17 protein-coding genes are annotated in these 19,005 nt (G+C 71.4%); 8 read left to right on the top strand and 9 right to left on the bottom strand.

Annotation, left to right across the window (positions count from 1 at the left end; all coding sequences use genetic code 11):
* Positions 1–142: 142 nt before the first annotated feature.
* The 5 genes from DEJ16_RS07510 (at position 143) to DEJ16_RS15745 (ending at position 5,154) form a co-directional block, all read left to right on the top strand.
* Positions 143–2,617 carry a phosphoketolase gene (locus tag DEJ16_RS07510; RefSeq protein WP_110825537.1) on the top strand — a complete coding sequence of 825 codons (2,475 nt, stop codon included), beginning with the start codon at positions 143–145 and terminating at the stop codon, positions 2,615–2,617.
* A 66-nt stretch (positions 2,618–2,683) separates the two neighbouring features.
* On the top strand, positions 2,684–3,151 hold the full coding sequence (locus tag DEJ16_RS07505) for a GtrA family protein (RefSeq protein WP_220032730.1): 468 nt from the start codon (positions 2,684–2,686) through the stop codon (positions 3,149–3,151).
* On the top strand, positions 3,148–3,831 hold the full coding sequence (locus DEJ16_RS07500; protein ID WP_110825538.1) for a fumarylacetoacetate hydrolase family protein: 684 nt from the start codon (positions 3,148–3,150) through the stop codon (positions 3,829–3,831). Before DEJ16_RS07505 ends, DEJ16_RS07500 begins: the two co-directional genes overlap by 4 nt.
* A gap of 170 nt (positions 3,832–4,001) precedes the next feature.
* On the top strand, positions 4,002–4,964 hold the full coding sequence (locus DEJ16_RS15540; protein ID WP_181419511.1) for a sugar phosphate isomerase/epimerase: 963 nt from the start codon (positions 4,002–4,004) through the stop codon (positions 4,962–4,964).
* A 10-nt stretch (positions 4,965–4,974) separates the two neighbouring features.
* Entirely contained in the window at positions 4,975–5,154 is a 180-nt protein-coding gene (locus DEJ16_RS15745; protein WP_146234194.1) for a hypothetical protein, read from the top strand.
* 85 nt (positions 5,155–5,239) lie between these two features.
* Here DEJ16_RS15745 and DEJ16_RS07490 read toward each other — a convergent pair whose 3' ends face one another.
* The 3 genes from DEJ16_RS07490 to DEJ16_RS07480 all read right to left on the bottom strand — a co-directional run bounded on the left by DEJ16_RS07490 (position 5,240) and on the right by DEJ16_RS07480 (position 9,014).
* Positions 5,240–5,440, bottom strand: coding sequence for a hypothetical protein (locus tag DEJ16_RS07490; RefSeq protein ID WP_110825540.1), 201 nt, complete (start codon positions 5,438–5,440; stop codon positions 5,240–5,242).
* Between the two features lie 149 nt (positions 5,441–5,589).
* On the bottom strand, positions 5,590–8,127 hold the full coding sequence (locus tag DEJ16_RS07485) for an ATP-dependent DNA ligase (RefSeq protein ID WP_110825541.1): 2,538 nt from the start codon (positions 8,125–8,127) through the stop codon (positions 5,590–5,592).
* A complete protein-coding gene (locus tag DEJ16_RS07480) occupies positions 8,124–9,014 on the bottom strand; it encodes an SDR family oxidoreductase (RefSeq protein WP_110825542.1) in 891 nt (296 codons plus the stop codon). Before DEJ16_RS07480 ends, DEJ16_RS07485 begins: the two co-directional genes overlap by 4 nt.
* A gap of 166 nt (positions 9,015–9,180) precedes the next feature.
* On the opposite strand from DEJ16_RS07480, the gene DEJ16_RS07475 reads away from it, so the two are divergent.
* A complete protein-coding gene (locus DEJ16_RS07475; RefSeq protein ID WP_110825543.1) occupies positions 9,181–10,269 on the top strand; it encodes a Ku protein in 1,089 nt (362 codons plus the stop codon).
* Between the two features lie 13 nt (positions 10,270–10,282).
* Here DEJ16_RS07475 and DEJ16_RS07470 read toward each other — a convergent pair whose 3' ends face one another.
* The 3 genes from DEJ16_RS07470 to DEJ16_RS07460 form a co-directional block, all read right to left on the bottom strand.
* A complete protein-coding gene (locus tag DEJ16_RS07470; RefSeq protein ID WP_110825544.1) occupies positions 10,283–10,789 on the bottom strand; it encodes a DUF6328 family protein in 507 nt (168 codons plus the stop codon).
* Positions 10,790–10,871: 82 nt separating this feature from the next.
* Positions 10,872–11,366, bottom strand: coding sequence for a hypothetical protein (locus DEJ16_RS07465; RefSeq protein WP_110825545.1), 495 nt, complete (start codon positions 11,364–11,366; stop codon positions 10,872–10,874).
* A gap of 54 nt (positions 11,367–11,420) precedes the next feature.
* Positions 11,421–11,609 (bottom strand): hypothetical protein, encoded by a 189-nt coding sequence (locus DEJ16_RS07460; RefSeq protein WP_110825546.1) that lies wholly within the window; start codon positions 11,607–11,609, stop codon positions 11,421–11,423.
* A 280-nt stretch (positions 11,610–11,889) separates the two neighbouring features.
* Between DEJ16_RS07460 and DEJ16_RS07455 the strand changes: the two genes are divergently transcribed.
* Complete coding sequence (locus DEJ16_RS07455) at positions 11,890–15,846, top strand: glycoside hydrolase family 3 N-terminal domain-containing protein (RefSeq protein ID WP_146232843.1); 3,957 nt, start codon at positions 11,890–11,892, stop codon at positions 15,844–15,846.
* Between the two features lie 100 nt (positions 15,847–15,946).
* A complete protein-coding gene (locus DEJ16_RS07450; RefSeq protein ID WP_110825548.1) occupies positions 15,947–16,552 on the top strand; it encodes an antibiotic biosynthesis monooxygenase in 606 nt (201 codons plus the stop codon).
* A 25-nt stretch (positions 16,553–16,577) separates the two neighbouring features.
* On the opposite strand, the gene DEJ16_RS07445 is transcribed toward DEJ16_RS07450, so the two are convergent.
* The 3 genes from DEJ16_RS07445 to DEJ16_RS07435 form a co-directional block, all read right to left on the bottom strand.
* Positions 16,578–17,513 carry a Ppx/GppA phosphatase family protein gene (locus DEJ16_RS07445; RefSeq protein ID WP_110825549.1) on the bottom strand — a complete coding sequence of 312 codons (936 nt, stop codon included), beginning with the start codon at positions 17,511–17,513 and terminating at the stop codon, positions 16,578–16,580.
* A 227-nt stretch (positions 17,514–17,740) separates the two neighbouring features.
* Positions 17,741–18,223, bottom strand: coding sequence for a GNAT family N-acetyltransferase (locus DEJ16_RS07440; protein WP_258365860.1), 483 nt, complete (start codon positions 18,221–18,223; stop codon positions 17,741–17,743).
* 55 nt (positions 18,224–18,278) lie between these two features.
* Complete coding sequence (locus DEJ16_RS07435) at positions 18,279–18,962, bottom strand: HAD family hydrolase (protein ID WP_110825550.1); 684 nt, start codon at positions 18,960–18,962, stop codon at positions 18,279–18,281.
* Between the last annotated feature and the right edge of the window lie 43 nt (positions 18,963–19,005).

The raw sequence follows: 19,005 nt of genomic DNA, 5'->3' as shown, positions 1-19,005 counted from the left end.
AAGGGGTGGAGAACCAGCGATGTGCGGCTGGTGAGCGCTTGCGGGCCGTTCCCGGCTTGTGACAGTGATTCGGCACCCTGCGCCGATCGGATTGGAGGGTTTTCTGGATTTCCCGGATCGGCTCTCTCGTAGCGTGTGGGGCATGCCCACGTCGCACTCGTCCACCGACCGCATCCGCGCGATCGACGCCTGGTGGCGCGCCGCGAACTACCTCACCGTCGGGCAGATCTACCTGCTCGACGACCCGCTGCTGGAGCGGCCGTTGGAGCCCTCGGACATCAAGCCGCGGCTGCTCGGGCACTGGGGGACGTCGCCGGCGCTGAACCTCGTGTACGCGCACCTCAACGCCGTCATCAGCGAGACCGACCGCGACGTGCTCTACATCTGCGGTCCCGGCCACGGCGGCCCCGCGATGAACGCGAACGCGTGGCTCGACGGCACGTGGAACGAGCTCTACCCCGACATCACGCCCGACACGGCCGGGCTCCAGCGGTTCTTCCGCCAGTTCTCGTTCCCCGGCGGCATCCCCTCGCACGCGGCACCGGAGACCCCGGGGTCGATCAACGAGGGCGGTGAGCTCGGCTACTCCCTCGCGCACGCGTACGGCGCCGCGTTCGACAACCCCGACCTGGTCGTCGCCTGCGTCGTGGGCGACGGTGAGGCCGAGACGGGTCCGCTGTCGGCGTCCTGGCAGGCGCACACGTTCCTCGACCCGGTGTCGGACGGCGCGGTCCTGCCGATCCTGAACCTGAACGGGTACAAGATCGCGAACCCGACCGTCCTCGCGCGGATCCCCGACGAGGACCTGCAGGCGTACTTCCGCGGACTCGGCTACGAGCCGATCGTGGTCGACTCCGGCCGGGTGGACCACGACCCGTTCGCCGTGCACGCCCTGTTCGACGGGGCGCTCCGCCGGGCACTCGCGACGATCGACGACATCCAGGCCGCCGCCCGGGCACAGGCCGCCCGAGCCGCCGCCGGCGAGATGGCCGGCGCCGCGGACCTCCGCCCGCGCTGGCCGATGATCGTGCTCCGGACCCCGAAGGGCTGGACCGGCCCGAAGGTCGTCGACGGCGAGCAGGTCGAGGGCACCTTCCGCGCGCACCAGGTCCCGCTGCCGAACGTCCGCGACGACGAGGGTCACCGCCGGCAGCTCGAGGAGTGGTTGCGCTCCTACCGGCCGGAGGAGCTGTTCGACCAGGACGCCCGGCCGATCGGCATCCTCGAGACGATCCGTCCCGCCGGCGAGACCCGGATGAGCGCCACCCCGCACGCCAACGGCGGCCGGATCCGGACCGCCCTCGACCGCCCGGGCCTCGAGGAGTTCGCCGTGCCCGTCGGCGAGGACGCGTCCGCCACGGGCACCCTCGGGCCGTGGCTCGCCGCCCTCACGCAGCGGAACCCGAACTCGTTCCGGCTGTTCGGCCCGGACGAGACGATCTCGAACAAGCTCGACGCGGTCTTCGACGTCACGAGCCGGGTCTGGCGTGCCCGGCGGGAGGCCGGTGACGAGCACATGGCAGCCCGCGGTCGTGTCATCGAGGTGCTGTCCGAACACCTGCTCGAGGGGATGCTCGAGGGGTACGTGCTGAGCGGGCGCCACGGGGTGTTCAACACGTACGAGGCGTTCGCGCACATCGTCGACTCGATGGTCGGTCAGTACGCCAAGTGGCTCGAGTCCTCGACCGACATCGACTGGCGCGCACCGGTGTCGAACCTGACGATCCTGCTGTCGTCGCACGTGTGGCGGCAGGACCACAACGGGTTCTCGCACCAGGACCCCGGGTTCCTCGACGTCGTGGCGTCCAAGCAGCAGGACCTGGTCCGGATCAAGTTGCCCGCCGACGCGAACACGCTGCTCGCCGTCGCCGCGCACGCGTTCGAGACGACGGACCGCATCGAGGTCATCGTCGCCGGCAAGCACCCCGAGCCGGTGTTCCTGTCCCTCGAGGACGCCGTCGCCCACGCGGCGGCCGGCTTCGGTGTCTGGGACTGGGCCGGCACGGAGCAGACCGTGGGCCACGCCGACGTCGTGCTCGTCAGCGCCGGCGACGTCCCGACCGTCGAGACGATCGCCGCCGCCGACATCATCCGGAAGCACGCGCCCGACGTCGGCGTCCGCGTGGTCAACGTCGTCGACCTGCTGTCGATCGGCGACCCGCGCAAGCACGACCACCCGGCGTCGGACGAGCGCTACGACGAGGTCTTCCTGCCCGGCACGCCCGCGGTCTTCGCCTTCCACGGCTACCCCTCGCTCGTGCACAACCTGACCTACCGCCGGCACGGGCACGACGACCTGCACGTGCACGGCTTCCTCGAGCAGGGCACGACCACCTCGCCCTTCGACATGCTCATGCGGAACGACATGGACCGGTACGCCCTCGCGCACGACGCGCTCACCCGCGTCGCCGACGGGTCCGACCGGTTCGACGACCTGCTGACGGCCCTCACCGACGCACGCGCCGCCGCTCGAGAGTTCGCCTACACGAACGGCGAGGACCACGAGGCGGTCGCCGGATGGGAGTTCACCGGCTGGCCGCAGGACGGGGCCTCGGACGGCGGCACGGGTGGCGACCCGGGACAGGGCGAGACCGAGGGGGCCGCTCCCGGTCGTTGACCGGACGGCCGGTCCGGAACGCGTGCCGGTCGGCGGCCGTCCGGCCGGCCGGTCTAGGGTTGGCCGGTGCAGTCGTTCTCTGTCCGGTCGCTCGTGGAGCACCCCGCGCTCCGGTTCCTGGTCGTCGGTGGTCTCGGTTTCGTCATCACGATGGGCATCAACTACGGGCTGAAGTTCTTCGTCATCCCGCAGCACCCGGTGACGGCCCTGGCGATCGGCATCATCGTCGCGACGGTCGTGTCCTACTTCCTCAACAAGAAGTGGTCCTTCGGTGACCGTGGCGAGCTGCACACCGGCCACGAGGTCCTGCTGTTCGTCATCGTCAGCGTGATCGGCGTCGGCCTCAACTCGGCACCGCTCTGGATCTCCCGCTACGTCCTCGGTCTGGAAGTGCCGAACGTGTCGCTCGCGGGGCAGGAACTCGCCGACTTCATCAGCGGCCCCGTGATCGGCACGCTCATCGCGATGGTCTTCCGCTACTGGGCGATGAACCGCTTCGTGTTCCCGGCGCGGCCTGCCACGCTGGACGCGTGACCGACCTCGTCGTCCCGGCGCCGGGCCTCCCGACCGTTCCCACGAGCACCGGTGGCCGGTTCCCGGTCCGTCGCGTGTACTGCGTCGGACGCAACTACGCAGCGCACGCGCGCGAGATGGGCCACGACCCGGACCGCGAGCCGCCGTTCTTCTTCGGCAAGCCGGCAGACGCGCTCGTGACGGACGGCGCCGACTCCCCGTACCCGACCCTGACCGCCCGACTGGAGTACGAGGTCGAACTCGTCGTCGCCCTCGGTGGGGGTGGCCGGGACGTGTCCGTCGCCGACGCGCTCGGACTCGTCTGGGGGTACGCGGTCGGCATCGACCTCACCCGCCGGGACCTGCAGGCCGAGGCGAAGCGACTCGGGCGTCCGTGGGACCTGGCGAAGGGGTTCGACCACTCCGCACCGATCGGCACGATCGTCCCCGCAGCCGGTGTCGACCCGACGTCCGGGGCCGTCACCCTGCACGTCGACGGGGACCTGCGGCAGTCGGGCGACCTGGCGGAGCAGATCTGGAGCGTCGCCGAGACGATCGCCGCGCTGTCCCGTTCCGTCGCGCTCGCGCCCGGCGACCTGCTCTTCACCGGCACCCCCGAGGGCGTCGGGCCGGTGGCGCGCGGGTCGGTGCTGCGCGGCGCGGTGGACGGTGTCGGGGTCGTCGAGACGCACGTCGTCTGACGCGGCCCTCCCCGGCTCGCTCCGGACGCCGGCCGTCCTGGGAGGACTCCGAGGCGCCCGGCGTACACCGGACCCCGAACGCTGCGAGGGGTACGGCAGCGATCCGCAGACAGGACGTGCAGCAGCTGCAACGGGGCAGCCGAGCGTGTCCGGATCATGGAGGTGGTCCTGTGGAGGAACACGACCTGCTCGCCACGTCGTGGACGTGGGCCGGGCGTGAACCGGTGCGGGAGCGTGTCCGCGCGGTGGCCGACGCCGGCTTCGCGGGGCTCGCTCTCGCGCTCGACGACCTGCACGAGGTCCGCGCCACGACCGGCTTCGCGGACCTGCGCCGGATGCTCGACGACGCCGGCGTGGTCTGGGTCCAGCTCGGCACCCTCGGTGACTGGTGGTCGACACCGGGCCGGGACGACCAGGAGGCCGACCGCGGCGTCCTGCTCGAAGCAGCGGCGACCCTGGCCGCCTGGCAGGTCGTCGTGCGGGCGGACCACTCGGTTCCCGGGGCGTCACCGGCGGTGATGGGTGAAGCGTGGAACCACCTCGCGGTGCAGGCCGAGGGCGTCGGCGCCCGTCTGGTGCTCGAGCCGGAGCCGTGGTCGAACCTGGCGACCGTCGAGCGCGCCTCGCGGTTCGTGGTGGCGGGTCACCCGAACGGCGGGCTGGTGCTCGACGCGATGCACGCGCTGCGCGGTGGGTCGACCCTGGCCTCGATCGCGCAGGGCGTGGCGCCGTCCGCCCTCGCCGCGGTCGAGCTCAGCGACGGACTGCTGCACACCCCGAACGGGATGACGCTCGCCGACGAGTCGCGGGACGGCCGCTACCTGCCCGGTTCCGGTGCCTGGGACCTGCCCGGGTTCGTCCGTACGGTCCGCGGCCTGGGGTTCGCCGAGCCGTGGGGCGTGGAGGTCCGGACCCCGGCGCTCCGGGCGAGGCCCCTGCAGGACGCCCTGCGGATCGCTGCGGCGGCGACCCGTGCCGTGCTCGACGCGGCCGATGCCCAGGGTGCGCCGCCCGCACCGGCGATGCCGACCTCGGTCGCGCCGACCTCGGCCGTCGACTTCGACCAGCCACGGCCGCCGGTCGTGCCGGACGGGGTCCTGCGTCGCCGAACCGGTCCAGCGACGTCCGCGTAGCGTGGCGGACATGACTGATCAGGCACACCCCGGGAACGACGAAGCGCTGCGTGCCTCCCAGGAGGCCATCGACGAGGCGAAGGCCGCCGCGGCGGACGCCGGTGAGGCGGACGAGCGTGCCGCAGCGGAGGAAGACCTGCCGCTGGAGTCGGGGAGCGCCGCCGCGGACGGGCCCGCGCCCGCAGCCTGACGCCGATCGGCTCGGCCTGACGCCGGGCAGCTCCGTCTGACGCGGTCGGCTCGACCGGAGCGTGGGCCGGTCTCGCGCGGTCGGCTCAGTCGTCGACCTGGTCGCCGAGGAAGTCGGCGTAGGTCGCTTCCGGGTCGGTGACGCTGCCCGCGTCCACCATCTGCCGGTCGTCGTGTCGTCCGCCGACGGCCGCGCCACCGGCGGCGTCCTGCTTGCCACGCGGGTCCTGCGTCGCGTCACCGCGCTGTCCCTGCGTGAACGGCGGCAGGTACTTGCTCGCGTCCATGTCGCGTCCTTCCGTCTCGAGGACCGTAACAGCCACGCTCGCGGCAGCAGGCGGTCGTGCCGAGATCGTCCCCCGCTGCCGTGGACAACGGGGGACGGAAGTTCGCCCCCGGCGGACCTCATGCTCGTGCATGCGGATTCCGGACCGGCTCAGTCGGGCACGACCTCCTCGGGGACCTCGCGGACGACGTCCTCCGGGGACTTGTCACTGCGCCAGCCCCGCCACGACGGCTGACGCAGCCGTCCGTCGCCCGTCCACTCCGCGAACTCGACCTCCGCCACCCGCTCGGCGGCGACCCAATGCGCATCGCGCGCGTCCGGCCGGGGCACGTCGACGAACGGCGACGCATCCCGCTCCAGCCCGTCGAGCAGCGCGCCGATCTCGTCGAGGTCCCGGTCACGGAACCCGGTGCCGACCTTGCCCACGTACACCAGGCCGTCGTCGCCGGGGATCCCGAGCAGCAGCGAGCCGATGCCCCCCGCTCGCCGTCCGGCCCCGGGCTTCCAGCCACCGACGACCACCTCCTGCGTGGCGTGGTGCTTCAGCTTCAGCCACGACTCGGACCGCCGCCCCTCGACGTACCGCGAGGAGCGCTTCTTGGCGACGACTCCTTCGAGCCCGCGCTCCCGCGACGCGGACATCGCCGCCGGAAGGTCTCCGTCGAACGCCGGCGGCACCTCGATCGCGCCTCCGGGCTCGACCACGGTCGTCAGCGCCTCGCGCCTGGCGGTGTAGCCGAGCCGGGTGAGCTCGTGGCCGTCCGCCTCGAGCACGTCGAACAGGAACAAGCGCACCGGGGTGCTGGCCTGTGCGGCGGCCACCTCGCGCGGCTTCGTCAGTCCCATCCGGTTCTGCAGCAGCTGGAAGGACGGCCGTCCGTGGTCGTCGAGCGCCACGACCTCGCCGTCGAACACGCCGTCGACCCCAGCCCGCTCCCCGAGTTCCTGCAGCTCCGGGTACTGGTCCGTGAGGTCGTTGCCGTTCCGGCTGAGCAGGCGGACGGCGCCGTCGCGGACGGTCGCCAGCGCCCGGACCCCGTCCCACTTCATCTCGAACGCCCACTGGCGCGGGTCGAGTGCCGGCTCGCCCTTCTGCAGCGACGCCTGCATGGTGCGGCGTTCGGCCGGCTCCGTGGACGCGGACGCCGCCCGGTCGATCCGCTCACGGCCCGCGGCGCTCGACCGGGAGGCCCTCCCGGCGTCCGCCCCGTCCGTCACCGCGCCCTGGTCGGGCTGGTCCTTCGTGCGGTGGATGAGCCAGTTCTTCTCGTCACCACCGCGACCGCGCCCCCGGGTGTGCAGGAGCGCGAGCCGTCGGACGCCGTTCGTCCGTCCGTGCAGCGTGACGATGACCTCCTCGCCCTCGCGCCACTTCTCGAGCTCGTACGTCCCGTCGTCCCAGATCGTGACCGTGCCCCCGCCGTACTCTCCGGCGGGGATGACGCCCTCGAAGCCGCCGTACTCCAGCGGGTGGTCCTCGGTCTGCACGGCCAGGTGGTTCGCGCCCGGGTCGGTCGGCTCCCCCTTCGGGAGCGCCCAGCTCACCAGCACGCCGTCGTGCTCCAGGCGGAAGTCGTGGTGGTTCCGGGTCGCGTGGTGCTCCTGGATGACGAACGTCGGCTTCCCGTCGGTCCGCACGGTCGGCGACGCCTGCGGCACCGGTTCCGGGGTCCTGGACGCGTCCCGCTTAGCCCGGTACGTCGACAGGCGGTCCTGCAGCTCCTGCCGTTCCTGCCGCTCGCGCTCGTTCACCGCCTCCGTGCGCGCGCCGTCCCAGCGCCCGGCATCGGCTCGTCCGACCCCGAGGGACGCCGCGGCGACCGGGTGCAGCAGGTCACCGAGCACCGGCACCCGCTCGAGGACCTCGTCCAGCGTCAGGTGTGCCAGGCCAGGCTCGGTCAACTCCTCCCACGTCCGGGGCGCAGCGACCGTCGGCAGCGACCGGCCGCGCAGGGAGTACGGCGCGATCGTCGTCTTGTTGCCGTTGTTCTGCGACCAGTCCACGAACACCTTGCCGGCCCGCTCCGCGCGGCTCATCGACGACAGGACCAGGTCCGGCATGTCCTGCTCCAGCGCCCGCGCCAGTTCGTGCGCCACGTCCGACACCTGCTGGGCCGTCGCCTTCCCGTCGAGTGCCGCGTACAGGTGGATGCCCTTCGACCCGGAGGTCACCGGGTACGGCTCGAGTCCCATCCCCTGCAGCACCGCCCGGGCGGCCAGCGCCACCTCGACGCACTCCGGCAGCCCGACGCCCTCACCCGGGTCCAGGTCGAGGACGAGCCGGTCCGGGTTCTGGTGCCCGCCGCGCGGACCGAACCGCCACTGCGGCACGTGCAGCTCGAGCGCGGCCTGCTGCGCCGTCCACACCAGCGTCGGCATCTCGTCCACCACCGGGTACTCGACGTCGTGGTGCTCGTGCGAGATCGTGTGGTGCCGGATCCAGTCCGGGGCCGAGTCGGGCAGGTTCTTCTCGAAGAAGACCTTGCCGTCGACGCCGTTCGCCCACCGCTTCCGGGTCATCGGGCGGCCGGTGACGTGCGGGATCATCCACGGCGCGATGCGCTCGTAGTACTCGATGACCCGCCCCTTGGTCGTGCCGGTCTCCGGGTAGAGCACCTTGTCGAGGTTCGTCAGCGCCAGACGACGGTCCCCGACCTGCACCGTCGTCTTCTTCGTCACCGGGCTCACAGGGCGACCCCGGTCGCACCGCCGACCGTGAGCGTCGTGCCCGACGTGTACGACGACTCCGGGCCGGCGAGGTACACGTACGCACTGGCGAGCTCGACCGGTTGTGCGGGCCTGCCGAGCGGGGTGTCCTGTCCGTAGGCCGCGATCTCGTCCCCGGGGTAGCTGATCGGCTGCAGCGGGGTCCACACCGGGCCGGGGACGACCGTGTTCGCCCGGATGCCCTTCGACGCCAGCTGGCGGGCGAGCCCGTTCGTGTACGTGATGATGGCGGCCTTCGTCGCCGCGTAGTCGATCATCCGGTCCTGGGGCAGGTACGCCGACACCGAACTCGTCGTGACGATCGCGCTGCCGGGTGCCATGTGCGGCACCGCAGCCCGGGTCAGCCAGAACAGCGAGTAGAGGTTCACCTTCATCGTCCGGTCGAAGTCCTCGGTGGTCTGCTCCGTGATGTCCTCGTGCACCTTCTGGTGCCCGGCGACGAGCACCAGCGCGTCGAGTCCGCCGAGTAGGTCGACCGCAGTCCGCACGAGTTCGTCGCAGAACGGTTCGTCGGTCAGGTCGCCCGGGAGCATCACCGCCGTGCGACCGAGGTCGGCGATGACGTCCCGCACCTCGGTCAGGTCCTCGATCTCCTCGGGCAGGGCGTTCAGGGCGACGTCCGCCCCCTCCTTCGCCATCGCGATCGCCGCGGCCCGGCCGATGCCCGAGTCCGCCCCGGTCACGAGCACGCGGTACCCGCGCATCCGCCCGGTGCCCTGGTAGCTCGTCTCGCCGTGGTCGGCCGGCGGGTCGAGGTCCGCTGCGCGGCCGGACCCCTGTTGCGTCTGCGCGGGGAACGGCGGACGGGCGTACTGCTCCCGGGGGTCCTGCTTGTCGAGCTGGCTCATGGCCCCATCGTGCTCGCGGAACCGGGCCGGCGACACAGGAGCGGCGACCTCCGTGGAGAACGCGAGCCGCGCCTCCCGGCTGTGGAGGGCGAGCGGCCGCCCGCCGCACCTGCCGATCCGCTCGGAACTGAGCGCCGATCCGCATGCATCCGGGCATCATGAGCGCATGAGGTCGATCTGGAAGGGCTCCATCGCGTTCGGGCTCGTCAACGTGCCGATCAAGGTGTACGCGGCGACCGAGACGCACGACGTCTCGCTGCACCAGATCCACGACGAGGACAAGGCCCGCATCCGGTACAAGCGCGTCTGCGAGCTCGGCCACGAGGTCGAGTACGGCGACATCCAGAAGGCGTACGACGACGGCGAGAAGACCGTGGTCCTCACCTCCGACGACTTCAAGCAGCTGCCGCAGGAGCAGTCGCACGAGATCGAGGTCCTCGAGTTCGTGCCCGTCGACCAGGTCGACCCGATGATGTTCGAGAAGACGTACTACCTCGAGCCGGACTCGCGCTCCCCGAAGGCGTACGTGCTCCTCCGCAAGACCCTCGAGCAGACCGACCGCCTGGCGATCGTGCAGTTCACCCTCCGTCAGAAGACCCGGCTCGGGGTGCTCCGCGTGCACGACGACGTGCTGCTGCTCCAGGGGCTCCTGTGGGGCGACGAGGTCCGTGCGGCGGACTTCACGGCCCTCGACACCTCGGTGAAGGTCAGCGCGAACGAGCTGAAGATGTCGTCCTCGCTCGTCGAGAGCATGTCGACCGACTTCGACCCGGACCGGTACACGGACGAGTACCAGGAGGAGCTGCAGCAGCTCATCGACGCGAAGCTGGAGTCCGGTGACGACGTCGACACCGCGGAGACGTTCGGCAAGGACGCGGCTGACGACGACGACACCGGTGGGGACGTCATCGACCTGATGGCGGCGCTGCGCGCGTCCGTGGACAAGAACCGGTCGGGAGGCTCGGGGGCGCGTCCGGCGGGGCGATCGCGGAAGCAGGGCGGTGGCTCCGGCGAGTCGACGTCAGACGACGATGCGGCCGCTGAGGAGGCGCCTGCGAAGCGGACACCGGCGGCGAAGAGGTCGACGCGCAAGACCCCGGCCGCGAAGGCCTCGGCGGGCGGGTCGTCGACGAGCAAGGCGTCAGCGAGCAAGGCGTCGGCGGACGGAGCGCCGGCAGCGAAGGCCCCTGCCGAGAAGACGTCGACGAAGAAGACCCCGGTCAAGGCACCGGCCGCGAAGCAGAAGGCGAGCTAGCCCCGCCGCGCGCTCACTCCTCGACGTCGCGCGAGGTGCGGCGCAGCACCGTCGGCAGCGTCGTCCACAGCGCGGCGGTCCCCACGAAGACGACGACGCCGGCGACCACGCCCCCGCGGTCCCCGAGCACCACGTCGAACACGAACAGCACCGTGCCGGCGAACAGCAGTGCGCTCGCGATGAGGGCCGTGAGCAGGATGACGTTGCCCACCCGGACCAGGTCGTGCTTCTGCCGCTGCCGGAACACCAGGCGGTGCGTCGCGACCGCGGACAGCGCGACCACGGTGACGACGACGGCGAGCACGACGAGCACGAGGTAGACCGTCTCCTGCAGCGCGGTGAGGGACGCGAAGCGCTGCTGGAACGGCAGCGTCAGCAGGAACCCGGCGAGGATCTGCGTTCCGGTCTGGACGATGCGCAGCTCCTGCTGGATGTCGGACCAGTTGCGGTCCCAGCGCTCTGCGGGGGTCTCGTTCCGTCCCCGCTCGGTGCGGTGGACGTCACGGTCGGTGGTGCTCATGGTCTGGATCGAACCACGTCGCGCCCCGGCTCGACCTCCCGCGGCACAGACCGGCTGCTCCGCCGCGGGAGACGGCGGACGATCAGCGACTGATCTTCTTCATCGTGACCGGGCGACCGAAGATGTTCGTCTCCCCGGGCGCGAGCGTCAGACCCCCTGAGGTCCACTCGAACCGCGAGCGACGGTCGCCGGGCGCCATCTGCGCGATGTTCTTCCAGGTCCCGGTGCGCGTCCCCGCTCCGCTGTAGCCGTAGGGCACGTTCGCAGCGGACCGCATGCAGAGCGACGTCGTGGAGCAGCCCGGCGTGACGGGGTTCAGCGCGCGCCCGAGGGGCGTCTCAGCCGACACGGCCGCGACCACCTCGCTCGTGTCCGGGTCGGTCAGCAGAACGGCGCCGCCCGCAGCACGCACGGCGCTGATGTCCGACGCGGTCTGGGTGCGCCCGATCTGCTCGAGCGCACTGACGACGCCGGCAGACGTGGTGGGAGGTGCCGCCTCGGTGGACGGCACGGCTCCGGACGGGAGCGCAGTCGTGATGAGCAGGAGCGGAACGGTCGCGAGCATGGTGAGGGTCATCGCTCCACTCTACTGATGTTCCAGTACTTCAGTGGACCGGTGTGGAGAGGATGATCAGGCGGGCTGACACGCCGCCGCGAGGTCGAGCGCCCCGACGAGCTCGGAGTCGGACCCGAGCGCTGCCGGCCGGACCTGGACCGCCCGGGCGATCGCCGGCTGCGCCGAGCGGCGGACCCCGGCGAGCTCGGCGAGCGCGGCGAGCTCGGCGAGCTCGGCGCGAGTCGAGCCTCCCCCGGCGCGCACCGCGGCGAGGACCTCGTCCCGCGTGCGGTCGCGGAGCGACGCCCGACACCGTTGACCGTCATGGCCCGATGGTGAAGCGACTCGCCGTCGGCCTTCAGTCTGGAGGCGGCCGAAAAACATGACGGCCCCGCACATTTGTGCATTGACAGTCCCCTCCAAAGCCGAATAGCGTCCGGGATTGTTCCGTCAGACCCCTCGCGTCGGTCGGGACGACCTGAGACGCAGGGACGCGGCGCGGGTCGACGCCGACGCGTCCGACGTTGTCAGGGAGGACAACTCGATGCATGTGGAGAACAGGCGGCCCCTCGTGGTCGCCGCGAAGGCCGCCCTCGCGGCCGGGGTCACGGGGGCGCTCGTCGTCGCCGGGACCGGGCTCGCGCAAGCGGCCACCACCAACCCGAACCCCGGGCCCCTCGAGAAGGCGAACGCCGCGCTGAGCAAGGAAGCGGCGACCCAGGGCATGGTCCTGCTCGAGAACAACGACTCGGCGCTGCCGATGGCGAGCAGCGGGACGGTGGCCGTCTACGGCGTCGGCGCCTACGCGACCGTCAAGGGCGGCACCGGCTCGGGCGCGGTGAACAACCGCTCGTCGGTCTCCGTGCGTCAGGGCCTCGAGAACGCGGGCTACCAGATCACCACCGACCGGGCGTACTCGGACGCGGTGAAGACGGCGTTCGACGCGAAGTACGGCAACACCAGCGGCGGCGGGATCTTCGGCCCCACCATCGACTACTCGTCCGTCGAGCAGCGCCTCACCCGCACCACCGTGCAGCCGACAGCACCGACCGACACCGCGCTCTACGTGCTGTCCCGCAACTCCGGTGAGGGTGCGGACCGGTCGTCCGGCGCCGGCGACTACCAGCTGACCGACCTCGAGAAGGACGACCTCCAACTCATCGGACAGACCTACGGCAAGGTCGTGGTGGTCCTCAACGTCGGCGGGGTCGTCGACACGGCGTTCTTCGACCAGATCAACGCGGCGGCCGTCGACCCGGACGGCGGGAAGCCGCTCGACTCGATGCTCCTCATGAGCCAGGCCGGGCAGGAGGGCGGCACGGCACTGACCGAGGTGCTCAACGGCACCGTCACCCCCTCGGGCAAGCTCACCGACACCTGGGCGTCGAAGTACTCGTACTACCCGGCCTCCGGGTCGTTCGCGAACAACGACGGCAACAGCGCCGAGGAGCAGTACACCGAGGGCATCTACGTCGGGTACCGGTACTTCGACTCGATGTACGGGTCGATCAACCGCGCCGACCCGGCGAGCGTCGTCGACTACCCCTTCGGCTTCGGTCTGTCGTACACGCAGTTCCAGGTGGAGCCGCTCGGCGTCACGGCGGACATGTCGTCCGTGACGGTCAAGGCACGCGTGACGAACGTCGGGACGGAGGCGTCGGGCAAGGACGTCGTCCAGACGTACTTCTCGGCCCCGCAGACCGGACTCGACAAGCCGTACCAGCAGCTCGCGGGCTCGGCGAAGACCGACAGCCTCGCCCCCGGCGCCTCGCAGACCGTCACCATCCGGTACAACACCACCGACATGGCGTCGTACGACCAGGAAAAGGCCACGAACGTGATGGAGGCCGGCGACTACGTGATCCGCGTCGGTGACTCGTCGCGCAACACGACCGTCGCCGCGAAGCTCCGCCTCGGCGCGACCACGACCGTCGAGCAGCTGTCGAACCAGCTCGACGACCAGGCCCCGGCCACCGAGCGCACCAGCGACCCGGCCGACTTCTTCACCTACCCGGACGAGGAGCGCCAGCTCGCCGACGCACCGGTCCTGCCCCTCGACACGACGGGCTTCGCCGCGCCGGACCACTCCTCGAAGGAGGAGCAGGACGTCCCCGTCGGCACCGACTCGCCGTACTACGCGCTCGACCGCGACACGATCGCCTCGGTCACCGCGTACGTCGACGCGGCCAGCACGAACTGGGAGGGCACCGGCGCGCCGTACCAGGCGAAGACCGGAGAGGAGACCGAGGGCGTCACCGTCGTCCCGGGCTCGACCCTGTTCGACGTCAAGACCGGCAAGATCTCGATGGAGCAGTTCGTCGCGGGGCTGAGCGCCACGCAGCTCGCGAACATCGTCGAGGGCGCCAGCGCCGCCGGGACGACCGCGACCGCCGTCGGCGCCGCCGGGTACACGACCGCCAAGTACGAGGACCTCGGCCTGCCGGGCATGACCCTCGCCGACGGTCCCGCCGGTCTGCGCATCACGCAGAAGATCGCCTCCAACCCGGCGACCTACCAGTTCGGGACGGCCTGGCCGATCGGCACGCTGCTCGCGCAGACGTGGGACCCCGAGCTCGTCCAGCGCGTGGGTGAGGCCGTCGGCCAGGAGATGTCGGAGTACGGCGTCTCGCTGTGGCTCGCACCGGGCATGAACATCCACCGCGACCCGCTCAACGGCCGCAACTTCGAGTACTACTCGGAGGACCCGCTGCTCACCGGGCTCATCGCCGCGGCGACCACGAAGGGCGTCCAGAGCATCCCGGGCGTCGGCGTCACGATCAAGCACTTCTACGGGAACAACCAGGAGACCGCTCGCACCACGTCGAACGACGTGATCAGCGAGCGTGCGAGCCGCGAGATCTACCTGCGCGGGTTCGAGATCGCCGTGAAGAGCGCGCAGCCGATGTCGGTGATGACGTCGTACAACAAGGTCAACGGCACGTACGCGTCCGGCAGCTACGACCTGAACACGGACGTGCTCCGCGGCGAATGGGGTTTCGCCGGCACGGTCATGACCGACTGGGGGGCCGGTCCGCGCACCGGCGCGACGGGCGTCATGTACGCGGGCAACGACCTCATCGAGCCGGGCGGCAACCCGAACGAGGTGCTGAACGCCCTGAAGAAGGTCGACCCGACGATCGACGTGTCGGGCCTCCCGGCCTACAACCGGACGGTCACGCCGACCCGCACCTCGTACTCCTGGCAGTTCGGCGGCCTCGTGCCGTCGGCCACCGGGACCGAGACGCTGTCGACGACGGTCGACGCGACGACCGACCTGTCGAAGGCGCCGCTCTCCGGCACCACGACGCGGGATGCGATCAACAACGAGACGTACGCCGGCAACGCGCGCTACGCCTCCGTCCAGGCCGCCTACGCCGACGTGACCGCACTGCTCTCGGGCACCGCGCTCACTGCGGCGCAGAAGGCCGGGATCACCGTGTCCGACGTCCGACGTCAGGACCCGGCCGACCCCGCGTCGCCGGTCGTCGCCTACACGGTGACAATCCGCGGCTCCTACCCCGCCACCGGCTACAACCTGCGCCTGGGTGACCTGCAGCGCAGCGCGAGCCGGATCCTCACGACCGCGTCCCAGACCGCCGGCTTCCAGCAGCTCGCCGGCCAGAAGGGCGTGGCGGGCATCACCGTCGAGCCGTACACGGCGCAGTTCTCCGACCTGACCAGCTACCAGACGGTCACGAAGGGTCGTGTCCTGACGAACCAGACGGGCGACGGGCCGTCGGTCGCGATCACTGCCTCACCGTCGGCGAACGCCGCGGGCTGGACGGACGCACCGGTCGAGGTCCGGGTCACGTCGACGGACGACGACGCGCGGCTCTACCTGTCCGTGGACTCCGGCGAACTCCTGCCGGCGACCGACCCCGTGGCGATCTCCGACGAGGGCGAGCACCAGCTCCGAGCCCTCGCGGTGGGCGCGGACGGGTCGATCTCGACGCTCCTCGAGCAGACGGTGCGCATCGACACGACCGACCCGGTCGCCCGGGTCACCAGCTCCACGACGGGCAAGCTGACCCTGACCGCCACCGACGCGCTCTCCGGCGTCGACGCAATCCAGTACTCGCTCGACGGGACCACCTGGAAGACGTACACGGGACCGGTCGCGATCGCCGACACGCCGAAGGCCGTGCGGTACCGGGCGGTCGACGTGGCGGGCAACACCAGCCCGGCCAAGACGAAGACCGTCACGGCACCGAAGGCCGCTCCGGTCGTCACGAAGCAGCCGGTCGCGAAGGTCTCCGTCACCGTGGGCACGAAGGTCACGCTCACGGCGACCGCCTCCGGTTCGCCGACACCGATCGTCCGGTGGCAGCGCAGCAGCGACGGCGGGAAGAGCTGGACCACGGCCTCGGGTGCCACGAAGACGAGTTGGACGTTCACCGCCGCCGCAGCGACGGACGGGAAGCAGTACCGAGCCGTCTTCACGAACGGGTCCGGCAAGGCGATCAGCTCCGTCACGAAGGTGTCGGTGACCACCCGGAAGTGATCCATCACCAGCCCGTGTGAGCAGCGGGGCACCGTCCGTCGAGGGCGGTGCCCCGCTGCCGTGTCACCTGCGCGGAACACGCGTCCGGGACACTGGTCGGATGACTCCACAAGAGCCAGGGAGCCTCTCCCCGTCGTCACCCGAGACCGCCGGCCCGCCCGTCACCGTGTCCATCACCCGCCTCGTCGAACCCGACCGCATCCCGGAGGTCACCCGCTGGGTGCAGTCCGGCGTGAACCTCGCCAACCGCTACCCGGGGTTCCTCGGCTCGGGATGGGTGCGGTCGACGGCGCAGTCCCGCGAGTGGCACATGCTCTACCGGTTCGCCGACCACGACTCGTTGACGACGTGGGAGAACTCGGACGACCGCCTGCGGTGGCTCGACCTCGGCCGTGACCTGGTGGTCGAGTCGCGGGTCGAGAAGCGCACCGGCATCGAGGGGTGGTTCGACGTGCCGCAGGACGCCCCGGCCTCGACCGCTCCCCCGCGCTGGAAGCAGGCGGTGAGCATCTGGCTCGGGTTCTTCCCGGTGAACCTGGTCTTCACGGTCCTGGTCGGGTGGCTGCTGCCGTCCTTCGCGGGCCTGTCGGCGCTGCCCCGCGTGCTCATCACGACGCTCGTGCTCACGCCGATCATGACGTTCTGGGTGCTGCCGTTCGTGACGAAGCTCATCCGCCCCTGGCTGCTGGCTCCGCCCCGCAGGTGACGCTCCCGCAGCTCGTGGGGAGGGGCTAGCCGAGGACGGACAGCTGGTCGAGCCGTTCGAGGATGACGCCCTCGCGGAGTGCCCACGGGCAGATCTCGAGCGACGCGAGGTCGAAGATGTCCAGGCACGCCTCGGCGACGAGCGCACCGGCGACGACCTGGTGCGCTCGACTCGGGGAGACGCCCGGCAGCGCGGCGAGCTCCTCGACCGTCATCGTCAGCAGCGCGGGCAGCCGCTCGCGCAGCACCGCGCCGTCGAGCACCCGCGGGACGAGGGCGCCCGCGGCCGACGGGGCAGCGCCGCAGATCCGGGCGATCGAGCGGAAGGTCTTCGAGGTCGCGACGGCCCGGTCCGGTGCCCCGGCACGGAGCAGCCGACCGGCGTCACGGGCGATCTCGACGCGGATCTCGTGTCGGATGCGCCGCACGTCGTCGTCCGTGGGCGTCCCCGCGGTGGAGAACGAGCGCGCGAGGCGGGCGGCCCCGATCGGCATCGACCACGCCACGTCAGGGGCCTCGTCGGCACCGCCGGCGATCTCGAGCGACCCACCGCCGATGTCGAACACCGCCAGGCGCCCGGCGGACCAGCCGAACCAGCGCCGGACGGCGAGGAACGTCAGCCGGGCCTCGTCGGACCCGGACAGGACCGCCAGCTCGACGCCGGTCTGCTCCTGGACGTGGGCCAGGACGGCTTCGGAGTTGACCGCGTCACGCACCGCCGATGTCGCGAAGCCGAGCATCTCCTCGCACCCGCGGTCCTCGGCCACGCGGACGGACTGCGACACGAAGTCGGTGAGCGCGTCGATCCCGACCTGTGTCACCGCGCCGCGGTCGTCGAGGTGCTCCGCGAGCCGGAGCGCCTGCTTGAACGACGACGCCGGCAGCGGCGCGGCTCCTCCGTGGGCATCGACGACGAGCAGGTGACCGGTGTTCGAACCGATGTCGAGGACTCCGACGCGCATGCGCCCACGCTAGCGGGAGCGACCGGGCCGGGACGCCGGGAGGCCCGGACCGCGTCCGCAGGGGCGCCTCGCGGTGCGGCTACCGGTCCCGGCTGGCCGTCGGGACCGGCGACATCGGCGAGCCGCATCTGCGGGATGAAGAGCGCGAGCACGAACGCCACGGTGATGAACGGCAGCAGGTTCCAGAACACCGGCGACCGAACAGCGGGGACCCGGATGGGGGAGGGTCAGAGCGCCTTCGCGAAGCAGTACGACCACGGCATGGTCTCGGCGTACGGCTCGTACACGTCGATGCGCTGCCACCCGGTCTTCTCGTACAGCGCCACGGCTTCGGGCTGCTTGTCGCCGGTCTGCAGGATCAGACGCTCGGCCCCCTGCTCTCGCCCGACCCGCGCGCACTCGTCGAGCAGCGCGGTCGCCGCTCCCTTGCCCCGCGCGGCAGCCAACACGATGAGGCGCTTCAACTCGATCTCGTCCCCGAGCCGACGCACCGCGATGTGCCCGAGCACGGAGCCGTCCTCGTCGATCGCGAGCAGGGAGGTGACGACCGTCGTCGGGTCCACGGAGAGCACGCGGTTCCGCTCGGCCGTGACCTCGGGGGCCTCACCGGGGTTCGAGTCGCCGTAGCGCTCGTGCATCTCCTCGTCCATGGTCGCGCGGAGTGCGACTCCGCGCGGGTCTTCCCAGGGCACGCGTTCGATGGTGATCACGATCGTCCATCCTGACACGGTGGCCGGTGCGCCGGAGCACGCTCCGGCACGCGCGTCACGCGTGGCGACCGAGCGAGCCGATCGGGCTGTCGTCCAGGTCCGCCAGCAGCGCGGCCGGGTCGTCGTACACGGCGGCCGCCCCGGCTCCCCGGAGCTCGTCGCCACCGATGCCGCCGGTCATCACCCCGACGCACGTGACCCCCACGCGGCCGGAGGACTCGACGTCCCACATGGCGTCGCCGACCATGACGGCGGACCCGGCGTCGACGCCGACCTTCTCGAGTGCCACCCCGATGATGTCCGGGGCCGGCTTCGCCTGCTCGACGTCCTCACCGCCCGTCACCGCCGTGACCCACTCGTCCGCGTCGAGGAGTTCGAGCAGACGGTCGAGTTCGTTCTGCGGCGCGCTCGTCGCGAGGACCACGGCGTGCCCGCGCGCGGCGACGGCCTCGAGCAGTTCGCGGGACCCGGGCAGCAGGCGGAGTTGCGGCATGTGCTCGGAGTAGAACGCGGTGTGGAACTGCTTAGCCGTGTCACGAACCTCGTCGGAGGCGTCGGGCAGGAGTTCCTCGAGCAACTTCGACGAGTCCATCCCGATCGCCCGGTGGATGCGCCACGCGTCCACCGACTCCCCCGCGGCACGGAAGGCCCGCCACCAGGCGTCGATGTGGGCGTAGTTCGAGTCGGCGAGGGTCCCGTCGATGTCGAAGAGGACGGCGGTGGTGGGTGCATCGGGCATGGTCCCACCCTGCTCTCCGATCGGCGACCGCTGCCACAGGTCC

This window comes from Curtobacterium sp. MCJR17_055, from assembly GCF_003224335.1.
Taxonomy (GTDB): domain Bacteria; phylum Actinomycetota; class Actinomycetes; order Actinomycetales; family Microbacteriaceae; genus Curtobacterium.
Note: the sequence above shows the minus strand (reverse complement) of the source record. Positions and strands in the feature narration are given on the sequence as shown.